The organism is Mesorhizobium sp. M0208 (assembly GCF_040322015.1).
Lineage (GTDB): Bacteria > Pseudomonadota > Alphaproteobacteria > Rhizobiales > Rhizobiaceae > Mesorhizobium.
Map to the genome: position 1 here is coordinate 1 of NZ_JAMYSP010000056.1, position 26,073 is coordinate 26,073.

General features: G+C 58.9%; 26 protein-coding genes and 1 pseudogene. 12 read left to right on the forward strand and 15 right to left on the reverse strand.

The genetic code is table 11. The annotated features are described in order from the left end of the window. Positions 1-315: 315 nt before the first annotated feature. The 7 genes from NKJ17_RS31155 to NKJ17_RS31185 are packed head-to-tail and all read right to left on the reverse strand — an operon-like array spanning position 316 to position 8,995. Positions 316-1,311, reverse strand: a complete 996-nt coding sequence (locus NKJ17_RS31155) for a response regulator (protein ID WP_031195385.1) — start codon at positions 1,309-1,311, stop codon at positions 316-318. 11 nt (positions 1,312-1,322) lie between these two features. Beyond that, on the reverse strand, positions 1,323-2,345 hold the full coding sequence (locus NKJ17_RS31160; protein WP_352517492.1) for a chemotaxis response regulator protein-glutamate methylesterase: 1,023 nt from the start codon (positions 2,343-2,345) through the stop codon (positions 1,323-1,325). A 22-nt stretch (positions 2,346-2,367) separates the two neighbouring features. Then, positions 2,368-4,662 carry a hybrid sensor histidine kinase/response regulator gene (locus tag NKJ17_RS31165; RefSeq protein WP_352508164.1) on the reverse strand — a complete coding sequence of 765 codons (2,295 nt, stop codon included), beginning with the start codon at positions 4,660-4,662 and terminating at the stop codon, positions 2,368-2,370. Continuing rightward, on the reverse strand, positions 4,659-5,378 hold the full coding sequence (locus NKJ17_RS31170; RefSeq protein WP_352508166.1) for a chemotaxis protein CheW: 720 nt from the start codon (positions 5,376-5,378) through the stop codon (positions 4,659-4,661). Before NKJ17_RS31170 ends, NKJ17_RS31165 begins: the two co-directional genes overlap by 4 nt. Beyond that, complete coding sequence (locus NKJ17_RS31175; RefSeq protein ID WP_352691554.1) at positions 5,375-6,625, reverse strand: CheR family methyltransferase; 1,251 nt, start codon at positions 6,623-6,625, stop codon at positions 5,375-5,377. The genes NKJ17_RS31170 and NKJ17_RS31175 overlap by 4 nt, the downstream gene beginning before the upstream one ends. After that, the gene (locus tag NKJ17_RS31180; RefSeq protein WP_352508170.1) at positions 6,625-7,089 is read right to left on the reverse strand and encodes a chemotaxis protein CheW; all 465 of its coding nucleotides are present in this window, start codon (positions 7,087-7,089) and stop codon (positions 6,625-6,627) included. The genes NKJ17_RS31175 and NKJ17_RS31180 overlap by 1 nt, the downstream gene beginning before the upstream one ends. 7 nt (positions 7,090-7,096) lie before the next feature. Further along, entirely contained in the window at positions 7,097-8,995 is a 1,899-nt protein-coding gene (locus NKJ17_RS31185) for a methyl-accepting chemotaxis protein (RefSeq protein ID WP_352518176.1), read from the reverse strand. 376 nt (positions 8,996-9,371) lie between these two features. On the opposite strand from NKJ17_RS31185, the gene NKJ17_RS31190 reads away from it, so the two are divergent. From NKJ17_RS31190 to NKJ17_RS31205, 4 genes are all read left to right on the forward strand, one after another. After that, positions 9,372-10,694 carry a pilus assembly protein TadG-related protein gene (locus NKJ17_RS31190; RefSeq protein WP_352691556.1) on the forward strand — a complete coding sequence of 441 codons (1,323 nt, stop codon included), beginning with the start codon at positions 9,372-9,374 and terminating at the stop codon, positions 10,692-10,694. Between the two features lie 26 nt (positions 10,695-10,720). Further along, positions 10,721-11,140, forward strand: coding sequence for a TadE/TadG family type IV pilus assembly protein (locus tag NKJ17_RS31195; RefSeq protein WP_352691557.1), 420 nt, complete (start codon positions 10,721-10,723; stop codon positions 11,138-11,140). Between the two features lie 40 nt (positions 11,141-11,180). Next, a complete protein-coding gene (locus NKJ17_RS31200) occupies positions 11,181-11,534 on the forward strand; it encodes a TadE/TadG family type IV pilus assembly protein (RefSeq protein WP_352508176.1) in 354 nt (117 codons plus the stop codon). A 293-nt stretch (positions 11,535-11,827) separates the two neighbouring features. Beyond that, entirely contained in the window at positions 11,828-12,112 is a 285-nt protein-coding gene (locus NKJ17_RS31205; protein WP_023680838.1) for a PilZ domain-containing protein, read from the forward strand. Between the two features lie 573 nt (positions 12,113-12,685). On the opposite strand, the gene NKJ17_RS31210 is transcribed toward NKJ17_RS31205, so the two are convergent. Further along, the gene (locus NKJ17_RS31210; protein WP_352518178.1) at positions 12,686-12,829 is read right to left on the reverse strand and encodes a hypothetical protein; all 144 of its coding nucleotides are present in this window, start codon (positions 12,827-12,829) and stop codon (positions 12,686-12,688) included. 110 nt (positions 12,830-12,939) lie between these two features. Here NKJ17_RS31210 and NKJ17_RS31215 point away from each other — a divergent pair, with 110 nt between their 5' ends. Then, positions 12,940-13,137, forward strand: coding sequence for a hypothetical protein (locus NKJ17_RS31215; protein ID WP_352508178.1), 198 nt, complete (start codon positions 12,940-12,942; stop codon positions 13,135-13,137). Positions 13,138-13,833: 696 nt separating this feature from the next. Here the strand turns inward: NKJ17_RS31215 and NKJ17_RS31220 are convergent. Together NKJ17_RS31220 and NKJ17_RS31225 are read right to left on the reverse strand one after the other, a co-directional pair. Beyond that, the gene (locus tag NKJ17_RS31220) at positions 13,834-14,241 is read right to left on the reverse strand and encodes a glucosidase family protein (RefSeq protein ID WP_352508180.1); all 408 of its coding nucleotides are present in this window, start codon (positions 14,239-14,241) and stop codon (positions 13,834-13,836) included. Next, positions 14,238-14,564, reverse strand: coding sequence for a glycogen debranching N-terminal domain-containing protein (locus tag NKJ17_RS31225; protein ID WP_352508182.1), 327 nt, complete (start codon positions 14,562-14,564; stop codon positions 14,238-14,240). Before NKJ17_RS31225 ends, NKJ17_RS31220 begins: the two co-directional genes overlap by 4 nt. A 122-nt stretch (positions 14,565-14,686) precedes the next feature. Here NKJ17_RS31225 and NKJ17_RS31230 point away from each other — a divergent pair, with 122 nt between their 5' ends. From NKJ17_RS31230 to NKJ17_RS31245, 4 genes are all read left to right on the forward strand, one after another. Next, complete coding sequence (locus tag NKJ17_RS31230; protein ID WP_352508184.1) at positions 14,687-14,881, forward strand: hypothetical protein; 195 nt, start codon at positions 14,687-14,689, stop codon at positions 14,879-14,881. Between the two features lie 156 nt (positions 14,882-15,037). Further along, positions 15,038-15,268: a hypothetical protein gene (locus tag NKJ17_RS31235; protein WP_352508186.1), complete on the forward strand. Its 231-nt coding sequence runs from the start codon at positions 15,038-15,040 to the stop codon at positions 15,266-15,268. 262 nt (positions 15,269-15,530) lie between these two features. After that, positions 15,531-15,749 (forward strand): hypothetical protein, encoded by a 219-nt coding sequence (locus tag NKJ17_RS31240; protein ID WP_352508188.1) that lies wholly within the window; start codon positions 15,531-15,533, stop codon positions 15,747-15,749. A 262-nt stretch (positions 15,750-16,011) separates the two neighbouring features. After that, positions 16,012-16,347 (forward strand): DUF982 domain-containing protein, encoded by a 336-nt coding sequence (locus NKJ17_RS31245; RefSeq protein WP_352508190.1) that lies wholly within the window; start codon positions 16,012-16,014, stop codon positions 16,345-16,347. A gap of 847 nt (positions 16,348-17,194) precedes the next feature. On the opposite strand, the gene NKJ17_RS31250 is transcribed toward NKJ17_RS31245, so the two are convergent. Next, positions 17,195-17,626 carry a hypothetical protein gene (locus tag NKJ17_RS31250; protein WP_352508192.1) on the reverse strand — a complete coding sequence of 144 codons (432 nt, stop codon included), beginning with the start codon at positions 17,624-17,626 and terminating at the stop codon, positions 17,195-17,197. Between the two features lie 342 nt (positions 17,627-17,968). Between NKJ17_RS31250 and NKJ17_RS31255 the strand changes: the two genes are divergently transcribed. Next, positions 17,969-18,244 carry a hypothetical protein gene (locus NKJ17_RS31255; RefSeq protein ID WP_352508193.1) on the forward strand — a complete coding sequence of 92 codons (276 nt, stop codon included), beginning with the start codon at positions 17,969-17,971 and terminating at the stop codon, positions 18,242-18,244. A gap of 4 nt (positions 18,245-18,248) precedes the next feature. Here the strand turns inward: NKJ17_RS31255 and NKJ17_RS31260 are convergent, their stop codons facing one another. Together NKJ17_RS31260 and NKJ17_RS31265 are read right to left on the reverse strand one after the other, a co-directional pair. Beyond that, positions 18,249-18,512, reverse strand: coding sequence for a hypothetical protein (locus NKJ17_RS31260; RefSeq protein ID WP_352508194.1), 264 nt, complete (start codon positions 18,510-18,512; stop codon positions 18,249-18,251). 136 nt (positions 18,513-18,648) lie between these two features. After that, complete coding sequence (locus NKJ17_RS31265; RefSeq protein ID WP_352508195.1) at positions 18,649-18,993, reverse strand: hypothetical protein; 345 nt, start codon at positions 18,991-18,993, stop codon at positions 18,649-18,651. A gap of 1,122 nt (positions 18,994-20,115) precedes the next feature. Here NKJ17_RS31265 and NKJ17_RS31270 point away from each other — a divergent pair. Continuing rightward, a complete protein-coding gene (locus NKJ17_RS31270; protein ID WP_352508197.1) occupies positions 20,116-20,877 on the forward strand; it encodes a hypothetical protein in 762 nt (253 codons plus the stop codon). 11 nt (positions 20,878-20,888) lie between these two features. Then, positions 20,889-22,832: a GMC oxidoreductase gene (locus NKJ17_RS31275; RefSeq protein ID WP_352691559.1), complete on the forward strand. Its 1,944-nt coding sequence runs from the start codon at positions 20,889-20,891 to the stop codon at positions 22,830-22,832. A 159-nt stretch (positions 22,833-22,991) separates the two neighbouring features. Here NKJ17_RS31275 and NKJ17_RS31280 read toward each other — a convergent pair whose 3' ends face one another. After that, positions 22,992-24,188 carry a hypothetical protein gene (locus NKJ17_RS31280; RefSeq protein ID WP_352508203.1) on the reverse strand — a complete coding sequence of 399 codons (1,197 nt, stop codon included), beginning with the start codon at positions 24,186-24,188 and terminating at the stop codon, positions 22,992-22,994. 810 nt (positions 24,189-24,998) lie between these two features. Continuing rightward, positions 24,999-25,864: pseudogene (locus NKJ17_RS31285) on the reverse strand (tyrosine-type recombinase/integrase); the annotation flags it as partial. Positions 25,865-26,073: the final 209 nt, after the last annotated feature.

Sequence of the window (26,073 nt, forward strand, 5' to 3'; positions counted from 1 at the left end):
GGACGCGGTCGGCGCGGTCGTCGACCTCTTCACCCCAGCCGAATGTGCCAACTACTTCAAAGCCGCAGGATATGAACCGGATTAAACAGGACGTGCTCTAGATTAGACTGGACCAGGCGCATAAGCGTCGGAGGCGTAGCCGTCGAAAACGAATTCGTGTTTGAGGTTCCGGTCCGCGGAACAGCAGTTATCCAGAAATGGAACTGACTTTGAACTGTTTCGCTTGCCCGGTTGACAATCGAGGGGTCCCGTTCGGCGATCACCAAGCCTTTAAACTGCACGAGCTGTAAGCCCGTCCGTAAAGCACCCTTACCTTTAGTCGTAATACACGACACGGTCCCGTCCTTCCGACTTGGCGCGGAAGAGCGCCAGATCGGCCGCCTTGATGAGGTCATTTGGCGTGTGGTTCTCATCAGGCACCATGGTTGCAACACCGACGCTGATTGTCACCCGCTCAGAACCGTGTGGAATGCTCAAGGCTCGCACGCTCTGCACGAGCCGCTCGGCCATAGCGCCCGACTGCGCCTGCAAAATATCGACCACCACCACGACGAACTCTTCGCCGCCGTAGCGCGCCGCGAGATCGGTCGAGCGGTTGCAACTGCTTTGGATTACACTGGCGACCTGCTTCAGCACCTCGTCGCCTGCCATGTGGCCATAGGTGTCGTTGTAGCGCTTGAAGTGATCGGCATCGATCATAAACAACGACAGCGGGCTCTTCGTGCGGACCGCGCGCTTCCATTCCGCCGCGAGATATTCATCGAAGTAGCGCCGGTTTCCCAGACCTGTGAGACCGTCAATCCGTGTGAGACGTTCCAGCTCGAGATTCGCACGCATTAATTGCCGCTGGCTTTCTCGCAGGGCCCTGTATGCCTCCTCTCGCTGAACGTGGTCAAGATAGGCCCGGGAGTGATAACGGACACGAGCGACCAACTCGATACGGTCCGGCAGTTTGACCAAATAGTCGTTGGCTCCGGCCTCGAATGCCTCGCCCTTGATGGCCGGATCTTCTTTACTTGACAGCACGATAACGGGGACAGAATGCGTCGAGGAATTCTTTCGGTATTGCCGTACCAAGTCCAGCCCATCAACGCCCGGCATGACAAGATCCTGCAGGATGACCGTTGGCTTCACTTCGTCGGCAACTGTAGTCGCTTTGAGCGGATCGGTGCAGAAGTGGAAATCTATGTCCGGCTGGTTTGCCAGCGCGCGCCGGACCGCTTCACAGATCATTATCTGGTCATCCACCAGCAGAACCATTGACGAGTAATTGTCTGCCAGGGGTGAGACGAGATTGGATTTGCCCGTCATAGAATAACCTTTCAGCAAGATCGGCCGCACGCCTCGATTAGGCGCGGGGCGATTGAGTCAAGTGGTAGGATCTCGACAGCGGCACCGATGGCAGCGGCGGCTTTGGGCATCCCATAGACCGCACTCGACGCGCTGTCTTGAGCGATTGTCAAATGCCCTTTGTCGCGTAGCAGCTTGAGCCCTTGGGCACCATCTCTACCCATGCCCGTGAGCAAGACACCGATCACGACACCCGGCCACCACTGCGCGGCGCTCTCAAGGAATACATCTACGGAGGGACGGTAGACGTTGTCGTGCGGCTTCGGGGTATAGCCGAGCTTGTGGGCTGACTTGAAGACGAGATGATCAGCCGTGGCCGCAATTAGAACGGTGCCGGCCTCGGGCTCATCTCCTTCGCGTGCAGGACGGATTGGAAGTGCCGCATGCTGGCCGAGCCAGTTTGCAAGACCGGGTACGAACTGCGCATCGAGATGCTGTACGAGAACTATTGCGGCCGTGAAATTGCTCGGAAAAGCGCCGAGGATCGCGGCAACAGCTGCCGGCCCGCCCGCAGACGCGCCGATGGCAATAAGGTGCTGTGCCGATGACACAGACGGGGGCAATGTCCGTGTGCCCCAATTTGAAGACGGCGCGTCACGTACGAGTTTGCTGATCGTCGTTATCTTCTTGATAATAAGCTGTGCGGACCGTCCGGACCCCGGGCCGTCAGAGCCGATCGAGGGGATGTCGACCGCGTCAAGCGCACCATACCCCATTGCTTCATAGACACCAGGAATGTTGGCCTCAATGCTCGCCGTGACCAGCAGAATCAGGCATGGCGTCTTCGCCATGATCCTGCGCGTAGCCTCGACGCCATCCATTTCCGGCATCACCAGGTCCATGAGGATCAGGTCCGGGAGGTCTCGTTGGCAGGCCTCTACTGCCTCACGCCCGTTAACGGCGATCCAGGCCACCTGATGTTCCGGGGTTGATACAACCAATCGCCGCAGAAGCTCGACCGCAAGAGGCATATCGTTGACGATAGCGATCCTCATTGATGGATACACACGCTGCGCCTCATTCTGTCGCCTGGCCGATCAGGTCGACGACTGCATGGAGCAGTGTCTCGTCGTGGAAAATCCCTTTAGTCAGGTAGTAGTCCGCGCCGGCGTCCAGACCTCGCCTGCGATCGTCTTCGCGATCTTTGTACGACACGATCATGATCGGGGTGTTCCCGAGCCGGCTGTCCTTCTTCATCAAGGTCACCAGTTCGATGCCGTCCATGCGCGGCATATCAACATCGGTGATAACAAGATCGAATGGTTCAGACCGTATGGCGTTCCATCCATCCATACCATCAATCGCCACCTCGACCTCATAGCCGTTATTGTCCAGCAGCTTGCGTTCGAGCTCACGTACCGTCAAAGAATCGTCGACCACCAGAACGCGCTTGCGCCTCCTAAGATCGGGGCTGGTAGTACCCCGCCGCAAGGTGCGTAGGCCGCCGGATGACGCGAGCTTGTCTACTGATCGGATCAGATCGTCGACATCAACGATAAGCACGGGCGAACCATCTTCCATCAACGCCGCCGCGCTGATGTCCTTGACCTTGGCAAAGCGAGGATCTAGCGGCCGGACCACCAACTCGCGCTCGCCCAGGAAGCGGTCGACAATCAACCCGTGGGTTTCACCGTGATCACCATTAATCAGAACGACTGAAAGTTCATCGGCGTCTGCTTGCGGCTCAGCGCGGTCAAGAACCTGGTGCGCGGTGACTAGTCCGATCTGTCGATCCTCGAAGCGGAAATGCGGCCGGCCTTCGAGCAGTTCGATGCGCGTGCGCGGCAACTTTATCGTGCTGGCGATGCCTGCGAGCGGGAAGGCGTATGGCTCTCCGTCAATGTCGACGAGCAGCGTGCGGAGCACCGACAAGGTCAACGGCAGCTGTAGTTGAAATCGGGTTCCGAAGCCGAACTCTGAGGAGACGGTTGCGAGGCCTCGGACCTGCTTGGCCATCGCCTGTACGGCATCGAGCCCCACGCCGCGTCCGGAGATGTTGCTAACCGTCGCTTTCATCGAAAAGCCTGGCAGAAACAGAAATTCGAGCAGTTCCGCTTCGGCAAGTCTGCCGACGGTCTCCTCTGTCGTCAGGCCGTGCGCCACGACCGTCTCGCGCAGCTTGTTCAGATCGATTCCCCTTCCGTCGTCCGCGACGATTATCTGCAGCAGGCCCGCATTGTGCCGTGCTTCGAGCCTGATGACACCTTCTTCCGATTTGCCGGCTGCTATACGTTCGTCGGTCGTTTCGAGCCCATGGTCGACAGCATTGCGGAGGAGATGGCCGAGTGGTGCCTCGAGTTGGTCTAGGATGTCGCGATCGATGCCAGTTGAGCCCCCGACGATGTCTAACCGCACGTTCTTCCCCAAGGTTCGGCCAAGGTCGCGCACCGTCCTTGAGTAGTGCCGGACGCCATCCTCGAAGGGGCGCATGCGACTCGCCAGCGTTTCGTCATAGAGTCGATTCGCAAGGTCAGTGGCTCTGCGGTCAATCGAGTCCAATTCGTCAAGGCGCTCTGCGAGGAACGTCTGGCTCAGCCGAAGTTTTTGCAGCGCCTCTGCCAATGCTTGCACCGCCCCGTCGTCCTTAGGAATCTCGGCCAGTGCGTCGCCTAGAACGTCGAAGGCAATGGCGAGATCCGACTGAATCCGTTTCAGTCGAAGTAGGCCGCCCGTAAACGGCCTGAGGCGACGAGCCTCCATCAGGGACTCACCGGCAAGCCCTAGTAAGCGGTTTAGACTATCGGCCGTTACCCGCACCATACGGTCGGAACCGACGCCGCCATAAGGTTGAAGAAGTGGTTCCGATCGAGCGAGGACGCCCGTTTCCTTTGCCGAAGAGGCCCACGGCGCCTCCTGCGGGGCAGCATTTGAGCCGGCGAGCTCCGTCTCTGATGCTGTAAGCACCTTGGCTGTCGATGGGGAGGATGCCTGCTCAAGCGCCAGCAGAAAACCGGCTATTTCCGGTTTGGCGCTCTCATCGGCCGAGGCAGGCTCACTCGCTATGGATCCGAGGAGATCGACGCCTTTCAAAAGTGTATCGATGTGCTCGCGACTCAGGCTGAGACGCCCCCGCTGTGCGGCGACCAGGCATTCTTCCATCGCGTGCGCAACTTCCACCGCTGGCGTCAGATCGACAATCCGGGCCGCCCCCTTCAGCGAATGGGCAGCCCGCATGCAAGCGTCGAGACTCTGGGCGGACACGGGATCGCGTTCGAGCGCTAGCAGACCGGACGTCAGGGCCTGCGACTGCGTCTCCAGTTCGGCCCGAAAGAGGTCGAGCATCGAAAATTGGCTGTAGTCCGCGCCGCTCATGCGATAGCTCGATCGAGCATGGCCAGCAGCAGCGCCTCGTCCAGACAACCGACCGCGCCCCCTCGCCACGAGACCATGGCTGCCGTCATGGTCGAGGACGCCTTGCCAACGGTAGCAGGCACGGCAAGCTGGTCGCTCTGTTTGAATCGATAAATGCCGTGCATTTCGTCCACAGCAAAAGCGACGCGCTTGTCGCTGTTGCCGACGACGATAAGACGCGGAAATGCCTTGGTCCGCGTGTCCTGTACCCGCGTTTTGCGATCGTCTACTCCGAGCAGTTTGGCCAACGAAACGCAAACCAGCAATTCGCCTCGAACATTGACGATGCCGAGGACCGCACTGTTCCTGCGGTGTGGCAGCGAATGGATACTACGAGGTTCGGCCACTTCTTGGAAGCAGCCAACCGGAAGCGCCAGCCATTCCTCGCCGAGACGAAAGACAACGACCGTCTGAAATGCACTGCCCTCGGCATTCCCGACTGGTTCATCGGTCCTTGCCTGGGCAAAATGTCGGGCCCACTCGTCCCGATAGCCGGGCGGCAGCGGACGGTTCAGGAGGTTCCGTGCGATTTCCTTATAGGTCGGGCAGTTCCGGCAGTGGAGATGCTGCTCCAGTTCAGGGCACGATCTGTCACCACGAACGCCTATTTGCCGCCAGCAGTCGCCGATGGCGATGTCCGGCACCGATGATGCGCTACCGGGCTCAGCTGACGTCAAGTGCCGCTCCTTTTCCCAATCCGACCGAGCCGCCCGGTGAGTGCCTCGGCACCGGCGATGTCACCCTGCTTGCGAAGCAGCAGCGCAAGATGCGCGAGGGCTTCTTGATGGCGGGGTTCGAGATAGAGGGCCTTGCGATAGTTCTGGATCGCCTCGGAACGCGCATCTTCTGCATCCTGAGCTAGCCCGAGCAGATAGAAGATTTCCGGGGAGGGACCGTATTCCCCGAGATGCGTCAGCGCGAGTTCCTTTGCTTCCGCAACTCGTCCGGCATTGGCGGTGCGTTCTATAGAAGCGAGGCTTTGGGCCGCCCGCTCGGACGGGTGGACGGAGCGCTCCACTGTCGCTGCATTACTGGAGGCCGGCCGGATCGGGCTCAGCACTTTGCTGACGTCAGAGATAGGAGCAGGGGTGGCCGGACCGAAGCGCGACTTGGAGGGTGCAACCGTCCGGGGCGCCTTAGCCGGCTCCACGTTCGTGAACGCAAATGCCATGGGTAATCGCGCTGAAGCAAAGCCGTGCAGAATCGGAAGGCCTGATTCCGCTGGACCGACGAGCAGCAGGCCATCTGGCGCGAGGAGGGTCTTCAGACAAACCAGCGCGCGGTCTTGCAGGTTTCGGTTGAAATAGATCAGCAGGTTGCGGGAAAAAATAATGTCGTACGGTGCCAGCCCATACGAGGCCGCAGGATCAAACAGGTTGCCAAGCCTGAACCGGACTTGCTTCAGGACCCGCATCTCAGGCCGTAGTCCGCCTTCGGCCGCTTCGAGATAGCGCCCTCTGAATTCGAGAAAATCGCCGCGAAATGAGTTGCGCCCGTAGACCGCGCGCTCCGCGGCCGCGAGGTTGCCCGTGCTCACGTCGACTGCGTCAATCTTGAAATCCTGTGCTCCGAAACCAGCATCGAACATGGCCATCGCCATCGAATAGGGCTCTTCGCCTGTCGAACATGGTAGGCTCAAGAGCATTACGGGTTGACCCGGCCGCATGCGCGCCCGTGCATGACGCGTCATTGCAGTGAAAGCTTCACGATCTCGGAAGAACCATGTCTCCGGTACGACAACCGCGTTGATCAGTTCCTGGAGCTCGGATGGGGAGCCAGCCAGCAATTGCCAATAATCTTGAAGCTCACTGATCTGGCAGGCTGACATCCGCTCCCGGAGCGCGTGACGGATCACCGACAGACCGACAGTGCCGCTGTCCAGTCCAATCTTTTCCCTCAGTAGCTGTTCGACCGCACCAAACATCATGAACTCATCGCGACCTGACGGAACAGCGTTTCGCGAATGTCGTCAGATAGCAGCGCTTCGGCCCTGACCCACTGGACAAGTCCTCTATCGTCGGACGCCACGGGGCCCAAGTAGGGCGGAGTTCCCGCCTCCATCCCGGACGGCGCGAAGTCAGAAGGATCCCGCTTGAGCATATCGGTCGCTCGTTCAGCAACAAGCGCAAGCAGGTGGTTCTCACCATCCTTGGTTGGATAGCGTATCAGAACGATTCGTGTGCTCAGCACCAGCGCCGAAGGGCGGCCAAGCGCAAGCAGGCTGAGATCGATCATGGGAACGGGTAAGCCCCGGCAGTTGATTAGGCCTACTACGCCGTTCGGCGCGCCCGGCAGCCTTCTCACGCCGATGTAAGGCAGGACCTCTTCAACCTGCTCCATGTCCAGCACATACCGGTCGCTACCTATACAGAACCCGAGGAATAACATTGTCGTCCTAGCTCGCAGGCACCTCTCGCAGCGCCCGCAGTTTGAAACGGGAAATGCTGCTGCGTAACCCGCCCGAAACCTGATTGAGTTCGTCGATCGCGAGCGTGGATTGCTGGAGGGATTCAACCGTCTGTTGGGCAGCTTCGCTCAATTGTATCAGCGTCTCACTGATCTGCCCTGCGCCCGTTGCCTGGGCCTGCATTCCCTCATTGGCCACTTCGAACCGTGGCACCAAGCCCTGGACCTGCTGAATAATCTCGTAGAGTTGGCCGCCGACCTGCTGCACATCTTGCATGCCACGTCGGACCTCCTCGGAGAATTTGTCCATGCCCATGACGCCGGCTGCGACGGCGGATTGAATTTCCTTGACCATCTGCTCGATGTCGTATGTCGAGACGGCGGTTTGGTCGGCAAGCCGCCGGATCTCCGTTGCCACGACCGCAAAGCCTCGCCCATATTGGCCCGCCTTTTCAGCCTCGATTGCGGCGTTTAGCGAAAGAAGGTTGGTCTGGTCGGCAACCTTGGTGATCGTGGTCACCACCTGATTGATATTGCCGGCCTTCTCGCTCAGGATCGCAAGTTTGGAATTAATCGCGGTGGCGGCTTCCATGACGTGCTGCATGGTTGCCTCCATGCGTGCCAGCCCTGCTTGTCCGCCGGTGGCCAGCGTGGCGGTTTGCTCGGCGACCGCAGAAACTTCGCTCATCGTTCGTACGAGCTCATTGGAGGTTGCCGAGATTTCCTTCGCGGTCGCTCGGATTTCGGTCGTAGTGGCCGCGATCTCATTTGCGGTTGCCTGCTGTTCCTTTGAGGTGGCGGCCACCTCGGTTATCGATGTGTTGACTTGAATGCTGGATTTCTGAACCTGGCCTATCAGCGTGGTGAGATCATCGGCCATGGTGTTGAAGCCCTCAGCCAGCGTGTCAAACTCGTCCTTGCGCTTCAAATCGAGGCGCCCGCTGAAGTCGCCCAGGCGCATTACACGGACGAGATCGACCAATCGGCCAAGCGGAACACTAACGGCACGGAATAGAAGATAGCCGCACAAAAGGGCCAAACCGAGTGCTACGAGGAACCCGGCAATCAGGCCCAACTTCGCTGTGCGGACGATCGAACCTATCTTTTGGGTCGAGCTGTTTGCCTCTCCTCTATGGTCCTCGACCATGGCTTGCAGAGCCGATTGCAATTTCCGAAAGATCGGCTCCACGTTGTTCTTGATGGCCGGGCGCTCGTTGGGGATCTCTCCCTTCGCCAACGCGGCACGACTGGCATCCAGTACGGCGGCTTCGGCTTGGCGGAATTGATCGGCGAGGTCCTTGACGACAGCGTAGTTCTGCTTGTCCAAATCGGACTCAATGGTCTCTTCATACTCGTCCATCGACCCTTGCAGGGCGTCGCGGTTCGCCTTGATGGTAGCCTCGAAAGCCCGCTTGTCGGCAGGATTGTCCTGAAGAGCATATTCCTGGAGAAGACTATGGGCATCCATCTGTCCCATCATGATCTGGGTGCTGTGATAGAGGTCCGGAAGAGTTTCCTTTTCCACGCTGGTCGCTTCTTGCTCCGTCTGGAGAAACCAAACGTATGTAATGCTGGCCATAACCGACATGACAACCAGAACGGCCGCGAAACTGGCGAGTATGCGGCGGCGTATCGTCAAGCTGTTCATCGGGCTCAGTTCCGCCAGGGCGCTAATTGATTTGTTGGCACGACTAGCCCAGCACCGCGTTGCGACTATGCCGAACAGGCGAGATTCATTCGAATCGCGGAATCTAATGTTGGAAACGTTTCTTTTCCGTTCACGTCGCGCCCACAAGCCGCCTGCGAACGGCATGTACGCGTCCAAACCAATGGCCGATCGCATCGGCCGCAACTGGAAAGTATCTCCAACATCGAGCGTGGCAAGCAACTCCCTCCATTGAAACGCTCGTGAGTCGCGCGTGTTCTCAGCGACGGATTGCTTCGAAGGCCTGGCAAAGGGGGCGCGCTGTTTCGCGCGAGAGCGCACATAGCTCCAGGTGGAACTCCTGGAAGCGCCGTGCAATTGGCGCCTAGGCTTGTCAAAGTGGAGCGCGTGCAGGTGAGGCCTGCTTGCCGTGCACGCTTTGGCGCAAATCTGATTTCATTTGTCGCGGCTATGGCCGTTAGCCTACCCACGAGGGCGAAACACTCGCAAAGTCAATCATTGAGACTGGAAACGCTAACCCGATACGCGACTGGCGCCGCCGGTTGAAGATAGGGCCAGCGACCAGCAGCGTGCTCGCCGAGTGCGGCCGCGGGAGCTTGTGCCGGCCGCGCCAAGGAGCGGATATATCAAATGGAGCGAAATTCTTAGCCATTCCTTCATCCATCTTTTCGTTAAATACCCCATGGAAATGGGGCGCATTATATCGAGGCGGTTGGTTCGGTGTTTGCGACGAGGCGTCGGGACGAGCGGCAACGTTGCTACTATTTTTGCCCTATCGTTGCCGATTGTCGTCGGCGCAGCGGGTCTCGGTATCGAGACCTCCTACTGGTATTTTAGCAGCCTGAAATTACAGGCGGTGGCGGATGCGGCAGCCTATGCTGGCGCTTTGGAAAAGGTTTCGGGATCTGACAAGCCAACGATAGTCGCCGCCGCGACACTGTCAGCGACGACGAACGGCTGGGACCCGTCAACAGGCACAATCGAAATCTTCACGCCCCCGTCCTCTGGCCCGAATGTCGCCCAAAAGGCCGTCGAGGTTATCGTTCATCAGACCCTCGATCGTTTTTTCACATCGATATTCACGCAAAACGCGATCGGCGCACGGGCAAGAGCGGTGGCTTTTATCACTGACGCCTCAAAGGCCTGCGCTTTGTCGCTCAATCGTTCCGCCCCGAGAGCGGCGCTGTTTTCCGGCAGTTCGACCATAAAAATGACCGGCTGCTCCGTGATGTCCAATTCCATTGCCGCCGATGCGATCAAGCTTCAGGGATCGGCAAACCTTCAGGCCGACTGCCTGATATCGGCCGGCGGTGTTTCGTTGAACAACCCTGTGACGACTGTTTGCGCCAGCCCGATAACCCAGGCCTTACCCGCTGGTGATCCCTTTGCCGACCTGCCGGCGCCACCAGCCACAACCCCTTGTCAAAACTCGAAATTGTCGACCCTGAACCCCGGGACATACTGCAGCGGGCTGAGCTTGAGCGGCAATGTTGCGCTCGCGCCCGGCGTGTACGTCATTCAAGGCGGTGATTTCAAGGCGAACGCGAACGCCAATGTTTCCGGCACCGGAGTCATCATCTATCTGGCCGGCAGCTCCGGCGTCAGCATGAACGGCAACGCCACCGTCAAACTTAGTGCACCCACGTCGGGCACGTATTCCGGTGTCCTGTTTTACGGCGACAGAGGTAACCTGACGGGATCGAACACGTTCAACGGCACGGCGGATTCGCTTTTGACCGGCGCTCTGTATTTTCCAACCCAGGACGTCAATTATCTCGGCAATTTTTCTGGCAAGGGTGGTTGCACGCAGGTCGTCGCCGGTACCTTGCAGTGGTCCGGCAACACGAGCATCAGCCAGGATTGCACGAGCCTTGGAATGCGAGACATTCCGGCCACGCAATCGATAAAGCTTGTCGAGTAATCTTCGTGGCACGGTTACCAGCCCGGATGTTCGGGAGCGATTCGGGTATTGCCTCGGTGGAGTTTGCGCTGGTTGTGCCGATCCTTTGCCTGGTGCTTCTTGGCATCATTGACGGCTGGTCTTTTGTATCAAGCGCGTTGTCGATGCGCGCGGGCGTGAAAACGGCGGCCAATCTCGTGATGCAAGGGGCAGCCGACGATGCGGCTACCCAGACCGTCGCCCTTTCGAGCTGGGAAAATCATCCCGATGACGCGCAGGTGACACTGAGCCGGAAATATATGTGCGGGATCACCGTGGTCGATCTATCTGTCCTGTGCGACAGTTTGAAAGCTCCCGCGGTTTTCGTTGTAATACAGGCGACAACCACCTGGTTCCCGCCCTTCAGTTTTGGCGAGTTTTCCCTCTCGCGCGAGCTCAGCCAGCAACAGGTGATTCGTGTTCGCTAAAGGGAGAGCCTTCATACGTGGGGCATCAGGCGGAGCTGCATTGGAGTTCGCGCTGATCGCGCCTATTCTGATAACGCTTTTGATCGGCATCTTCGCATTCGGCTGGGCTCTGAATGCCATGTCGAGTGTTCGGTACACGCTGGAAACGTCCTCACGTGCGCTGCAAATGAAGAACTCGCTAACCGAAGCAGAGATAGAAGCGATAGCCACGGCAAAATTGCTGAGTTTGGGATTGAGCGACGTCGACGTAACAATAGCAATCGACGCCCCCAGCGGCGGCTTTCGAATGGCACATCTGACCGCCAAATATGCGTTCGTGATCGAGTTCCCGTATTTCGACCGGTATCCGATTAATTATGCGACAACCGTCACGGTTCCGTTGATTGGAACATAAGGCTCATTCTAGTCGGACGCCGCAGCTAGTTCTCCATCAAAAAACCTGCAGCGAAGCCCTTCCTTGCCGCAAGGTGCTTCACGCGGGCTTTGATCCCCGGCTTGACCCATTGGGGTCGCCGGCCGCTTTGGCAAGCCCTTTGGTAGGAGGCCGGCATGCTCCTGAAACGTACTTCCACGACCGATCCCGCATGTCACGCCGCCTCTGACGATAACGCTATGTTCATCAGCCACGCTCAATTATCTGGCAGACCAAAAGCTACACGAAGCGACAGACGCCGGGAATTAGGCGAAATGGCTGAAGACGAACAGAGGCGCCAACGCAGGCAGCGCGTCTTCAAGGGCGCAACAATCCTGACCGGCATGACCCATTCCGAGGTCACGTGCACGGTGCGCAACATGCATGCCGGCGGCGCCGAACTGAAGGCCTCGATCGACGCTCGCGTCCCCGACGAATTCCTGCTCTATGTGCCGACCGACGGCATCGCCTACAAGGCGGTGGTTCGTTGGCGTCGCGAAGACCGCATCGGCGTCATGTTCACCGGCACCGAGCCAAAGCCGCACTGGCACTACGGCTAAATCCCCTGAACCACACCTCGTAGCCGTATGCTGGGCGGTGATTGACCCCCGTCCTTTGGACGCCTTGTTCCTCCTCCAGAATTTCTTCGACTTAGGTGGCCGACAACCATTCTGGCGCCGACTGACTGCTCGCTTCCATTATCGGTTTGCCGACCATCGTTGGAGATTTCAGAATAGCTACTGCTCTCGCCCTCTCCACCGTCCTGATGGTTTAAACAGTGCTCGTGCATTTCGAGACGGTCCGAGTCGTCGCGAGTATGCGGCGCTGGTGGGGTCGGTCTGCTCGTGTGGAACTGCTCGCATTCATTACGCCTGCGTTTGTCGCGCACCTGCTCGGTATTGGGCAGGGGAATAAAGGGCGCTGTTCCCCCACAAGCAGAAAACCGGCCTTCCCCTTGCTTCGGCCTGGGGCCTGCAGCACCGACACGGCACTCGGCAGCGGGTGCCGCCGTCATCTTTTTCATGCCGTCGCGAATCGTCACGTGATCGGTCCGAAAGGTGATGGTTTTGGTCCCTCGAGACGACAGCGACATTCGCCTGACTGGGAACGACGGGGTCAGAGTGCCTGTCATATCAGGGAACCTCGTGCAATTTGTCGACCAGCCCACAAAGTTCCAAAAAAAACGGACCGTTCGCTTTGAGGTTGAGTTGCGCCTTAGTGCTTCCCTTGTGATCTTCCTCAGCGTCCGCTGTTTTGACAGGGAGCGCATTGGTCATTCGGCCCATCGCGCTTTTCTGCGGCCCGCCGTTTCGCCCGACATCATGGAACGATATCGCCCCCCATGTATTAGAAACCCATGGACACTATGGAACCCCACGGCCACGGGATGGCGGCCGATCTTTTGACATCGGAAGTTGCCAATGCCAGGCAGCGCATCCACCGGACCGAGCTCGCGCTTCAACGCACTGAAGAAATGCTGGCCGAAAATCTCGCGCTGTGCAGCAGGATACGAACTGCGGTCGAGGCCGCAGACCGCTTGGTGAAGATCGATCCCCCCAGCTTTGAAGGACGTCGCGCGGATTGAACTGGGCCGGCGGTTCATTCGTCGCGACCTTCAGGCCACCGCCACCACTCGCGCTCAAGCACGGCGGCAACCAGGTCGACAGACGGCGAGCGCGGCTCATGGTGCGCGGCCTGGTGCTCGCGAGGAACCCGTCATCCGGCATGCGCTCCACTGCCTCGAAATGCCATCGCGCGCGCGGCGTTACCGCCAACAGAAGGAAAACGCGGGGCCTGAGGCCCCACACCCCCACTCCGTTCCGCTTCGCGGACGGATATGCTCGCTCCCTTGCTCATGTGGCACTATCCGGTGTTGAGCCATATTGCTTTTGAGAGCGAAGGATGCGGCTGATCGCCGTCGCATAGCGGCTGATCTCGGCGTCGATCTGGTGGGGTAAAGCCTCGGCGTTCGAGCTTCTTCCGCTCCTGTGCAACATGCAGCGACCAGTAGCGCTGTCCGGCTTGGTAGGTGCGAGCGTTCAGCGCGGTTGGTATGCTGCGAAGACGTAACCTTGCACCTCGACTAAGGCGATCGGTCCCTTGGGAACAGTGCCGTCGGTATGGAAAGATCGCATCGGCACTGTCCTTCCAGCCCTGATTGAAGAGGCCCGTATCCGCTGCCCTGCTGTAGGTAACGAACCCCTCCCCGTTGCGGGCTCCGACTTCTTCCATCCAAGCCGTGGCAGCACCCAGTGATTCCCAAATGCGATCGACAAAGTCCTCATCTCCGGTCCTGTCGGCCGAACGGCAACTCGCGAAGCACGGCCATCTCGCCCTTGCGCGTTTTGTGCATGATCTTGCCTGGGTCCGCGTCTCCGAAGACGGACGTCTCGGTCGATTGGTAGCGGGCGAGAAACGCCAGCACGCCACGGGCAAGCTCGGGATTGAGCCAGAGCATCTGCAAGGCGGAAATGACTCCGTCGCGACCAAAGGCGGTTGAGAACCATGGAATGCCGGCATACGGGTATGGTCCCGTCGCGAGGTCGGTTGTCAGGAGCGCGATGTCGGCACGTGTGCGGGCCAGCCAGTCATTGAACACGCGTCCGGAACTGAAAACGGTGGCGCCTTGCCGGCGCTTTGAGCGAAATCGCACATCGCGCTCGCCCAGCGGCGGCGCGAAACCGGTCACTGGACGGAATCTCTTCGCCGTGACCGACCATCCAGATGGAGGATCCTGCGGTCACGGCTCGGCACGACAATGCGGAACTCGGCGTAACTGGAATGCACCTGATCCGGCTCCGCAATGACCGACTGGCGCGCCACATTATCAAGCCCTTCGTACCGAAATGTGACGCTTGCCTCACCAATCAGCGCGTCATGGGCACGACCGTGATGGCTACGCGTGGTGCCGCGCACCGCGAACATGTCTCGGAAATCGGCATCGAAGTCGACACGGACCGGCAACGCAATCTCGCGCGCGAAGTAGTTGGTGAAGGTAATGCGCTCGAGCAACGGGGTCGCGCGAGCCAGTTATCCGATCTCCCGCTCAGAAATTTCTACCAAATATTCCGACCTCCTGATGGAACCCATTCGTTGCGGGCGAGTTGCGGCTCATTGGGACGGACTTCCCGAACATGACAACGAGCAACAAAGCAGACCATCAGTCTGTCTCCGAAGCGTTTCGGAAACTGATCCGTTCCGAAGGCTATCGTCATCACGTACAAACATTCTTAAATCTGGAGGTCGAACCAGAACTGCCGCCAACCCTGCAGTCATTACTTGCGGCTATTGATCGGGCCAAACAGGGCCCGACGGAAGAAGGTCCCTAGCCGGCTGGCTGAGCGTCAGGTCAAAGAGTACAGAGGCTCGCTTCGTGGCTTCTCCCCTGATTCTCACTCAGAACTTATCAAACATTCTTCTTGATTTTTCTCGACAGAGGGTCATGAATGTTCCGCGTGGGTTCTCGCTGAGGTGGGAGGCCTGGTATGAACGTTTGGACGAACTGCCGACCTATCAAAGTGACTGCCAATGAGCTTGTTGAAGAGCTGATTTTACGAGCCCGGCGCGGCCAAATCATCATCTCCGTCAAAGAGACTATCGCAGCGGTGCGCCGAGACGGGCTACATCTGGCGGAAAGTGACTGCGAGCTGGTGGAGCTTATTGTCGATCTTGCCCCAACCTTTGGCATGTTCGTCGCGTTCGACCTTCGCGAATAGCCTGATGGCAGGTTCTTCCCTCCGGTATACGTCGGGGACGATTCGACCCAAGGTTGTGGACGAAAGGCGGATCGAAGCGCGCTCTATGGTCGGAGGGGGTCTGCGCGCGAGCCAATTATCCGATCACCGATCAGAAACTCGAGCTAAAAATTGCTGACTGTTGCGGCCTAGCACCGTGCCAATTCGTACGATTCGTACATGGCGTTGATGTCGGTCAGGAAGTGAGTAGATTCCCCTTCGGCGTGTCCCTGGGGAGGGCCGGATGAGCGTCGCGCAAAGGGTCGGTCCGCTTCTAGAGCAAGCAATCACTGTACTCCTCAACAGGGCGGACCGTCGCGACACGGTCTCGATCAAAGCGGCACTACGCGAAGCTCGGGAGGCTGCGCCTTGTTTGGTGGCCTCCGACGAAGAACTAACCAAGGCGATCCTCGAGGCAGCAACTGCCATGGGCCTCTACGTGCCTTTCGACGGTCGCGAATAGCTGTCAGCCAACTTCGCTTGTCGTGACCTGGCAATGGCGACCGTGTGCTGCCATTCATTCTCGATATTCCCGCCTTGGCGTGACAGCCCTCACATTAACGCTCTCGCCGAGGACGAATAAGCATCGGATGCCGCAGATTTCCGAATGGTCCTTTGAGGCGATCGCCGCAATGGCTAGACCGACAACAAGCGAAATGACTAGGGCGACACCCACCGGAAGATGATGCATACCGGCTTCGTACCGACCGCTCGGATAAACGTCGATGAACGTTTGGAAACACCCGTCACGGACTCAGACCATCCCTAACAAATGGTTAGCCGTCCTAATCGCTGAGCCGGTTTATAGAGAGGAAACCCTGGCTCGCCACTGGTTCAACCCTCCGGTCCCCGTCAAGACCGAGCGTCCCGGGATCATCCACAATGTCAACAACGCCGAGACAGCCGGCGAGGAGCTGATGAAGTGGACCAAGCGTGGCCCTTGCTGGGATCTCGCGGTGCGCGTTTGCATGGCCGTGATTTTCGATGAGATGGAACCCGAGGAGGCCCGCAAGGCATTCCTGGCTGCTGCAAAAGAGGAGGGGACATTACTCCCCCAATGACAAGTAGCTAACTTGAACTGCGGTAAAGGTTCTCTGACCAACACCGCCTTCGCGAAAGGAGCCCGCCGCCGGTGAGGGAGAGGCGACGGACCCCCCACAGCGGCTGCACATCCACGAAGAATCCCGCTGCCACCTCTAAACCCGCGAGGGCCTACATCGTTCCCTTAGCTGCGGCTAAAGCGGGGTTGGTCGGCGGGCTCTTGGCGCTCTAAGTTCTAGCGGCGATGGCGAAATTGGCATGGTGAATGTTTGCAGGCGCTTGAACCCTTGGGAGCATAGCTGTTGGAGGTCATCGATATTGTCTTTTGGTTTCAGGGTGAGGTTGCGCCGGCGTTTGTCTGTCTCCAGGCCGGATACAATCAAGCGGTCTTGCGACGGGTCCGGACGAACGCAGCGTCAGCGCTGCTCCGCAGCAGCGGGCTGCAGACGGCGGTCGCCAGCCAGCTTGAGGCGCAGTTGCCCGCAACCACTCGCCATCTTCTCCGAGCGGATCGCAGGACAGCTACGCGATTCTGAGCACTGCCAAATCGGCCTAATTTTCCACTGCCGAATGGACGATGAGACGCGTAAGCGAGTTTCCGGACCGGAAGCTATGCGTTGGGTTGCCCAAACGATGCAGAGGCGCTGCTGTGTTGGCGCGACACGCTCGACCGCAGGTGCGGACGGCATAAGAATTTTGGAGAGGCCCGTGGTGACTGGGGATTGCGCCGGTATTGGCGACGCGCGAAGACCGGGTCGATATCCGGGCGAAGGCAGCCCCTGCGACGCAACTTCATACCGGAGACTGGAGGCCGCGCTGGGAGGTTGTTGCTTAGGCTACCAACTCAAAGTAATTGTCCGGGAGAGTTCAGCGATGTCGCCATAGATCATCAGAACCTCTGACGAGAAAACATTTATCACCGAGGACTTCGAAGAGTGAGCTTGCCGCGGTACAAACCGGCAGGTTCTTCGAATTGGCGTACGTGCCGAGGGGCGCGGTTTCGACCTTACGGTCCTTGGCTTCGGCACAGCCGACACTGATCGCGAGGATTGCGATAGCAATGAGAGTCGTCTTGCTCATATTTTGCCTCTGGAGCCAGCTCTTGTCGGGTAAGTCGCGCGATGCATCAAAGTAGCACCGGCCCACGAACGGCTTCATCCATCGATTGGAGGAAGCGGGCTCATTCATAATTAGCAATATCTTGAGTAAGGCGCCGAGCGCACCAGACTCATGGAACGGCGCGCGGAATTTCCATTCGTGACGAGGTGCCGATCCCGGCCGCCTTCGCAAACGGGTCACTCAGCGCTGCGTAAACGTCTCGATTCCGAGCTATAGCTTTCCGCATTCGATCATCGATCATACCAAGGCGAAGAAGGGGCAGCAGATCGAGCTTACCGGACAGATCACGCGCATAGACGAGGAAGGCGGCAGGGTGACCGTCGATCTGGGACCGCTGGTGACGATCGAGATCGACAAGGTCAGGCTGGTCGAGAAGTACAGGACGCCAAAGCGCAAGAAGCCGCTGCGCGACATGGTGGATTAGCTCGCGGACCGCCGCTTATCCACGCGACATCGGTACCACTCAAACGAATGGCAATTTTCTGTCTGAATGCGTTTAGGGTCCATGCTCGGAGACCACGCATGGGTATCGCGCGGGAGACAGGTGACTCCCCGTTTCAAGGCTTCGAGATGCTACGAGCACTGAACAGTCAGTTTCTTAGACCTAAAGATCGGGCGATCTGCCAGCGAGTTGTCGACCAGGTAACTGCCGACGCCAAATGGTACAGCACCCCGATAGACGGTCAGATTCTGGCCTCGACCACGCTGAATCTCTTTCAATCAGGGGTCGTAAACGAAACGAATTTGCTGGCACATGTTCGCGCGCGGCGCCACGACTTCACTAAACTGACAGGCTAGTTCTTCACCCTCGCGACATGGGCGCGAAATGCGGTTCTTCGTAATCCGCCGGGCGGTCATGCAGCAAGTTGAGCGCCCGCTTTAGGGCCCGATGCAAATTGTCGATGGCGTCGTAGTGCGGACAGAACGGCCTTAGGGACAACTGCGCGACCCGCAGTTCCTTCGTCAGTAGCCAAGCCTGCCGTTCGATCTTGGCAAGATGATACTCGGAAATCTGTTCATGGCGGCGACGGTGCGGCATCCCGCAAAATAGGAATATATTCGGCATCCCGTCAAGGCACATAGACTTCGTCCCGCCCTCAACGCATGCTCGCCGCGCGCATTTTGGGGAAGCATGAAAATCAAGTTATGTGCGTTTGTAGCCATCAGCGTTTTGTCGGGCTGCGCTACTCGCCCAGCCGACATCAAGCCATGCTGGTTTCGTCCAGCGTATACGCGGGCACGTCCTGCAGCCATTTGGAAGCCGAACTTTTCCGAACGAGTTCCGACCTGGCCCGATAATGGCCGTACAACACAGGACGGCCCGCCATGACGTGGATGGCGTGTTTTGGCTTGGCTTGCCGGTTGGCAGCATGATGGACGACACAGACATCAAGGCAGGTGAAGCCAAGATCGGCGAGCTGAAGGGCAACATGGACGCGATCAACGCAGCCCGACGAAAGGGCGGCTGTGTTGCACTCTGTAAGCCGCTCCAACGTTAAAATTGTCGGCTTGCTTCCCGCCTTGGCCACTGCGGAGTGGTCGTTCATCGATTGACTCGCGTAATGCACCGGCAGTTAATCTCCCCGCCAGGGCAAAAAGAGGGGCTATGAAACTGGGAGCAAACAATGACTGTCCAAAAAGAAGACTATCGAACCAACAGAGCCGACTACGCCATAGCTGCCATGCATAGCCGAGCGACCGCTGAGGGCGATCGTGACGATTTGGTGGCGAGGAAAAAGTCCCTGTGGGTAACAGATCGGCGATCTGCAAAATTGGCTGCAAACCCGTCCGAAAGCTCGCCAGAACCCAAGGCAAAAGCGCGCGGTAAGTGAATTGATTGAGCCCCTACGTGCCGATTGGGAGGCTGTGCAAGGACAGGTGAAGGAACTGCGGGATGCCGGAAATCATCCGGCAGCGTTGGCTGCAGTGAAGACTTATCACCATAAGCTCTGCACGACGCGCGTCCTCGACCTGGCCCGTGGAACCGGAAACTTCCTCTATGTTAGCCTGGAACTGATGAAACGCCAGCTATCCTGACATCTTAAATCATTGAACTCATGAGCTATGCCTTCCATAGTAACTTGAGGGAAGACTATCGCTAGACATGCCGGCCCGCACTAACGTAATGGGGCGAGACTATCGGCACTCTGACGTTTTGCACGCTTTTCTCTGACATACTAAGCGCGAGAACAGAGCGTCAAAAGACAGCGCCTGTGGAGTTCGAGGATCAGGTGGGACGGATTCCCGCGCGAGAATTCAGGCGCATCGTTTGAGGGAGGCGGCCACTTCGTTAGATCCGAGCACGCAACGTGCGGTGCGAAAAGGCGCCGCGAATGCGATTAAACGCGTCAGTCTTATCCAGTCAACAGCCCCAGAGCGTTGATTGCACTGTGGATGACAAATCTTTCGGGTAGACAGCTAATATACTTTCCGGTTCTCTGGGGTCGCAATCAGATCGAAGGAGCGGGATCGTGCATCGTATGACTGTGAGTCAGCACCGAAGCCTGACCCCGCACGAGTAGAGGGTAACGCATTGATTTGTTGACCACAATCTTGCATTAGTATGGTCAATATTCGCGCCGGGGATGACCCCATCGATATCCCGAGTTTGCAAGAGCATATATTCCAATCAACCTCGGATAGGCATATCGTGCCAAGGTGAACATTCTATGGGAATGATTTCCGACGCAGAAGTTCGTGACACTCTTACCAAACTCGCGCGGCAGCTGTTCCCGCTGGAAAGCTGGGTCAAAGATGGTCAGAAATACGTTCCGCCCAATGCGCCGGATCTTCCTTGGCGCGGGTCCGGGCCGACGCTGTCGATCGAGTCGCTTCGCGCTGTTGAGCGCCTCGATCTCCTTATAGAGTCTGATTCAAACGAGGCCCTGCGTGTCCGATGGAACAAGATCGCGACTGCTCCCCTCTGGTTTGAACCGAGCCTCCACCATCCTGCAGACTGGCGGGCGCAGCACAAGCTCGATGAAGCGGCTGCCTTCGCGCCTGTCGATTCCGAGAACTTCGTGATCGCGACGGTAGATCCGAAGACTAAGCTCAAGCTGCCGCGCGCGAGATCGGAATTCTACGCGGCGTGCTGGCCACTGCTAATGAAGGCGCAGACCCAGCGCGTGTTTCCCGACGACGCGAGCTGGCTCCAGTTCGCGAAGAATCTGCTCGCCGATGAACTAGCGGCCTGGCCACCCACGGAAGTTGTTAAATCGTCTGACTTCATCAAGCGCTTCGCCAAGGACGTTGCGATCTGTCTGCTCGACTTGGAAAGTCCGTTCTTGCCTGTCGATGAGCAAGGAGAATTGTGGCAGCGCGCGGTGCTGATCGAGGCAGGAGAGCACCGTCATCGGCACAACGTCTACAATCCCGAACAGGTTCAGGAAGCTGTCGCTCAGTTCGACGCCAAGGTAACCGCTCTGCTCTAACGGAGACAGCAATGACCGAGAAACCGAACTTCGTGGTGGTGGGGTCCGGCGGCGGCGGCGGAACCATCGCGTGGCTCCTCGCCAAGGCGGGCTACAGTGTCACACTGCTAGAACAGGGACGTGACATCACGAAGGAGTTTGAGGCTATGCCAGGTCATCCGCAGGATGAGCCTGGGTTCAACTCGTCGGCCCATAGAGAGGAGTACTTTCGCCTTCGCAAGCCCGACCCGAAGCGAAGGTTGCGCGGCGACTACACAACCTTTCGCCGTTTCGAGAAGGATACTGCCAAGCCGTTCGTCAACGGCTGGACGGGCTCGGTTCTTGGTGGAGGGTCCACGATCTGGGGCACTTGGTCCTACCGCCCAATGCCCCTGGACTTCCTGCTGAACACGCACTTCTCGGAAACGAAGCAACTGGCGCAGCTCGCGCAAGAGGGCTACGCGGTGCCGGACTGGCCCATCGGGTACGGCGACATGCTGCCGTATTACAGGGTCGCAGAGGCGCTGATGGGCGTCAGCGGCGACCGGGGCGAGATGAACAACGCGGTTGAGCAGAGCGCTTGGTACAAGGGTTTTAATCACCCGGCATATTTCGGCGACAAGCAACATTGGTTCGACACGACGCCACTGCCCTGCGGAGCCTACCCGATCACGCCGGTCGGACACTTCGCCAAGCTGGGCATGCATCACGCTGGCATGTGGCCTGTGCCCCTGCCCTGCGCCATCGTTCAACCCGGCAGCGCCCCCTACCAGACCCGCGAGAAGATTGCCGCGGCACTGGCGACATGGACCTCCAACGACCGGCCTGAATTCTGGCAGCAGAAGGCGGACCAGATCTGGAGCGAAGCCAAGCGAAACGCATGCAACATGTGCGGCTTCTGTGGCGAGTACATCTGCTGGGGCAAGGAGGAGGCGCCGAAGTTCGGCACCCGCGTCACAACGCTCAGGGAACTGGACGCGCTTCGGTCTGAGGGCAAGGTGCAGATTCACTGCAACGCCAAGGCCATTGAGGTCATGTTCGACAAGGCGGCTGGCCGGGGAACGGGAGTGCGCTATCTCGACATCAGCGACCCCGACAACCCAGTGCTCAAAGAGCAGTTGGCTGACAACGTGATCGTGTCGTGCGGGGCGATCCAGACCGCGCGCCTGCTGCGCTTGTCGGGTCCACCCGAAGGGTTGGGCAACCGGGGCGATCAACTGGGGAGGAACGCCACCTTCCACCTCTTCGGGCTTGGCGTAAAGATCACCCTCGACAAAGCGTTTCAGGGCATGGTCCACGGTGAATTCGGAGCAACCGGCAACGTGACCAGCTATGAGCCCTATTTCCTCCAAGAGCCCGTTACCAAGAACTGGATCAAGGCCGGGACTCTAACGAGCACGGCCAAGAAGAACCCGCTCGAAAACGCCGCCGCCTACTTCGACTCGCAACGAGGCGCGGCGCTCCAGCCGCTCAAGGAAATCGAGACATACGCGCGGTCCATGGAGCTGAGGCTAACGGCCGACGATTTACCCATGCCTCGCAACCGCGTTGACCTCGATCCCAAGCACGTCGACGAGTACGGCATCCCCACCGCCCGAGTCACGCGGGATCTTGGCCCCAATGAGTGGAGGATGTACGAATTGGCCCTCCCGATGTTCGAGAAATCCGTCGCGAAGTTCAGGAGCAACGGCAACAAGAAGATCGTTGAGACGTTCGGGGCCTCGCCCGCGATCGTCGATCTCATCGGTGACCACCAGATGGGGACCTGCCGAATGGGGCCTGACGACGACGTGAAATCCGAGCGGTCCGTCCTCGACTCGCATTGTCGCCTGCATGAGGCGCGCAACGTTTTCGTCGTGGACTCTAGCTTCATGCCCACAGGCTTTGGATTGAATCCGATGTTGACAGTGGTAGCCAATGCGCTCCGGGTCGGTTCGTGGATCGTGCAGCAGGAGAAGCGCGGTCTCCTGAGTTAGAATGTCTGACCGGCGCCAGCGTATCCATCCCCTCGGTACGCATTCATCTATCTAGTCAAGCCCGAGGGGACGCGACGTCGCAAGCTGGACGCGCCGCTTGGCTGGCGTCGCGACATCACAAGTGGGCTCTGGCACGACAGAATCTGCATGTGGATCCTGTTATTCCAGCTTGAGATTCAACACGTCTGGGCAATGATCGGACAGCCGGACGTTATCTTTCGGCTGCGCATTCGGCCACGGCACTTGTCCGCCGCTTGCCGGCGTCACCAAGGCGCCGACCTTTGCCCCATATAGGAAAAACTCGATCGGCGCGAAGAAGTACTCGTCCTGCTCGGCCAGGCTGGCCGGCATGGCGTTGCGCTTCTCCAGCCAGCACAGCGATGCTTCCTTGTACGGCTGACGCATCATCAACGTATCGGGCCGATTGTCCTGATCGAGACCGTCTCTATTCGGCGCGAATGCCGTCAGAGCGGTCCACACTTCGTCCTGCGTCCTGCCTCCACCTAAATCAAGGCGACGGTTGAAGTCGCCGACAATCATCCAAGCCTCGCCGGCATCCTCGCGCGCCCTGATCCACTTGTGCAGGGGAAACATCTGCCGCCCTAGCGTGTCACAGGCGAACTTGGCGGGCGGGTCCAGCGCAGGATCCCTGGTGAAGAATTTCCGGTCGACCCGGTCATCGAAACAGCCCGACTTCAAATGCACGACCAGCACGCGCAAGCGGCTGGCACCGTCCCGCAGGATGACATCGAGGCCCCACCGCACGTCACGGATAGTTCCGTTGTCGTCGGATTTGACATTCAATTCTGGCAAATCGGCGACCATGTCGAGGACTAGACCCGCACTCTCCTTCAGCGCAATCGCCGTGAACTGCTGCCGTTCGGCGGCGACCGGCATGTGCGGCGTTTCGCCCACTCGCGTACAGACCGGCCCCGACTGGTTCATGTGCTCGAGCACGGCGTATTGCCCGCTGATACAATGCGTCCATCCATTGGCTACCGGGAAGACTTCATTGATGGCGGCGGGGCTGGTCACCTCCTGCAGGAACATCACATCCGCCGCAATGAGATCACGCCATTTGCGCAGGTCCGCGAAGTCGGCGGCCGTCCGGTGGTGATCATCTGGAAACACCGTCGCCGTATCGGCCGAATGCACCAGTGTCTGCACATTCCAGTTGCCAAGCCGGTGCTCGCCAGCCTCAACTGCCGTCGAAAATAACGACGCCGCCACAAGGGCAAGAACTTTCACCACCATCTTCCAGCACCCCTCCGTCGATGACAGCAATACGATTGCTACAGCACCGTTGTACAACAGTGCGCAAGTATGTGTCCGATTATTATTGCGGCGCGGATCCAATGTCGCCCAACTGTTGCCAAAGACGGTCTTGAGGCCTGGTCGGAGCGGTCGGGGAGCGGGTCCTGGCATGTTGACGAGATCGCACTGACTTACCCGTCCAGAAGGCAGCGAAGTGCGTTCGTTGGCGACAACGCGCAGTTCAGTTCGTCAGCTTGCTAGACGGACGAGAGAGCCGTTCCGGCTGCAACTCGGAAATGAGCGAACTGCGCCTTCCCGGAGCTTCGTCCAGTTGGCAATGACGGTCGCGTACCAGGCTACTCGACTCCATTTGACGTCGCTCGGCATTGGCCTTGATCTTCCATAGCCTCGACAATAGCTTTGGCTCCTCGGTCGACGACACGTCGACGAGGAAGGCCTTGTCCTGCGACTGTCCGGTATTCCGAGCCCGAAAGGTGTGCCGCCGCGGAACTTCCCTCGAAGGGGAAGTCGTCGTGGCGTGAACCTAGCGACGCTCATCCGACACCAAGAACCGCAAGAGCGGTACGGCGCGTGTTAAGAACCGCGCCTGACCCAACGCCGAGGCGGGGATCGCCGTTGCTCACCTACGGCGGAAAAGGTGCAAGTGGGAGGGATGATCAGCGCCCGCAATGGCGTCATCGATCATGCCGCGAATGAACCTGATAGTAAGTCGAGAATACGAGGACATCAGAGAGGATCGATCTAGTCGTGGAACGCCTCGGATCAACAGCCTCTCATTCCCTAGTTGGCCCTCCAGCTAGGCGACAAAGCTGGCGCCAGAAGGGGACATCGACTTGTGAGGGCCCCCGTCAAGCTGATCTGCCGCTGTGGCGTTGGTTGGGTTAACGCTGGTCAACCTTGCAGCGCGCTGCTGCCGTCGGTCACGGCAGTTGAAAGTGGCGTCACATTGGACATCGCGGGGTTGCTCTGTCCCAGGAAGTGAGCAAGGGCCGATTTCCTCGAGTCCCGATCGAGCGCATAGACGGTGTGGGTGAATGCGACGCCGTCCAGCAGGCCCTGAATGTAGCCAGCGATGCTGTCGGCCGCCATGATGAGCGCGGTGTCCACGGTATGGATGTAGCGGCTCGTTATCGTCCCGCGTGAATGCCCAACCAAGGCTGCAATGGTTGCTTCGGTGAACCCAAGGTCGTTGCCGATGCTGGCGAAGCTGTGCCGCAGGACATGCGGCGTAATGCCGGCTAGATCGGTAGCTTTGAACAGCTTCGTCCACTGTCTGGGGAAGGCTCCGAATGGCGTGTCATCCTCCCAGCCGGGAAAGACATAGTCCTCGGCATCTTGTTCCTCGTTGCGGCGGCTCTCGAGATACTCCAGCACAGGCAGACCGATTGGACGCACCGACGCGCCCTCCTTGCTGTCGGTCAGACGCAGGCAACTTCCTTCAGGATCGACTTCGCACACTGCAAACCAATGATCTCGCTGCGCCGGCACCCAGTCAGCGCGATCACCCGGATGATTTCTGCAGTGGTCTCGTATTGCCGGTCCTCGACCGCCTTCCGCAGAATATCGCCGAGTATGCGATACTCCTGTTCGCTGAGACGGCGGGCGTTGACCTGGTCCGTCGGCTTGCGAACGCCATGCACCGGGTTCTGCTCGATGATACCGAGTTCGACCGCATAGGTGAGAATGCCACCGAAGAGACCTATCGTCAGGGCAGCTGTGCCGGCACCACCGCGGACGATAGCGCGCCCACGCAGTTTGGGTAAGCGCCACGCCGCTCCCCTCGTGCGGGGCATGAGGTGAATGTGCGAAGAATCCCCCCGATCGCGAGAGACGGAGGGCCTACGTGGGAGCAGACGGCAAAATGGACGTCGATTTGGACGTCCCAACAGCTGGCTACGCAGGCCGGCTCGAGGTTCTGGAAGGTCCAACGGGACGGCGGGTTCGCTCGGAGGCTGAGAGAGCCCGG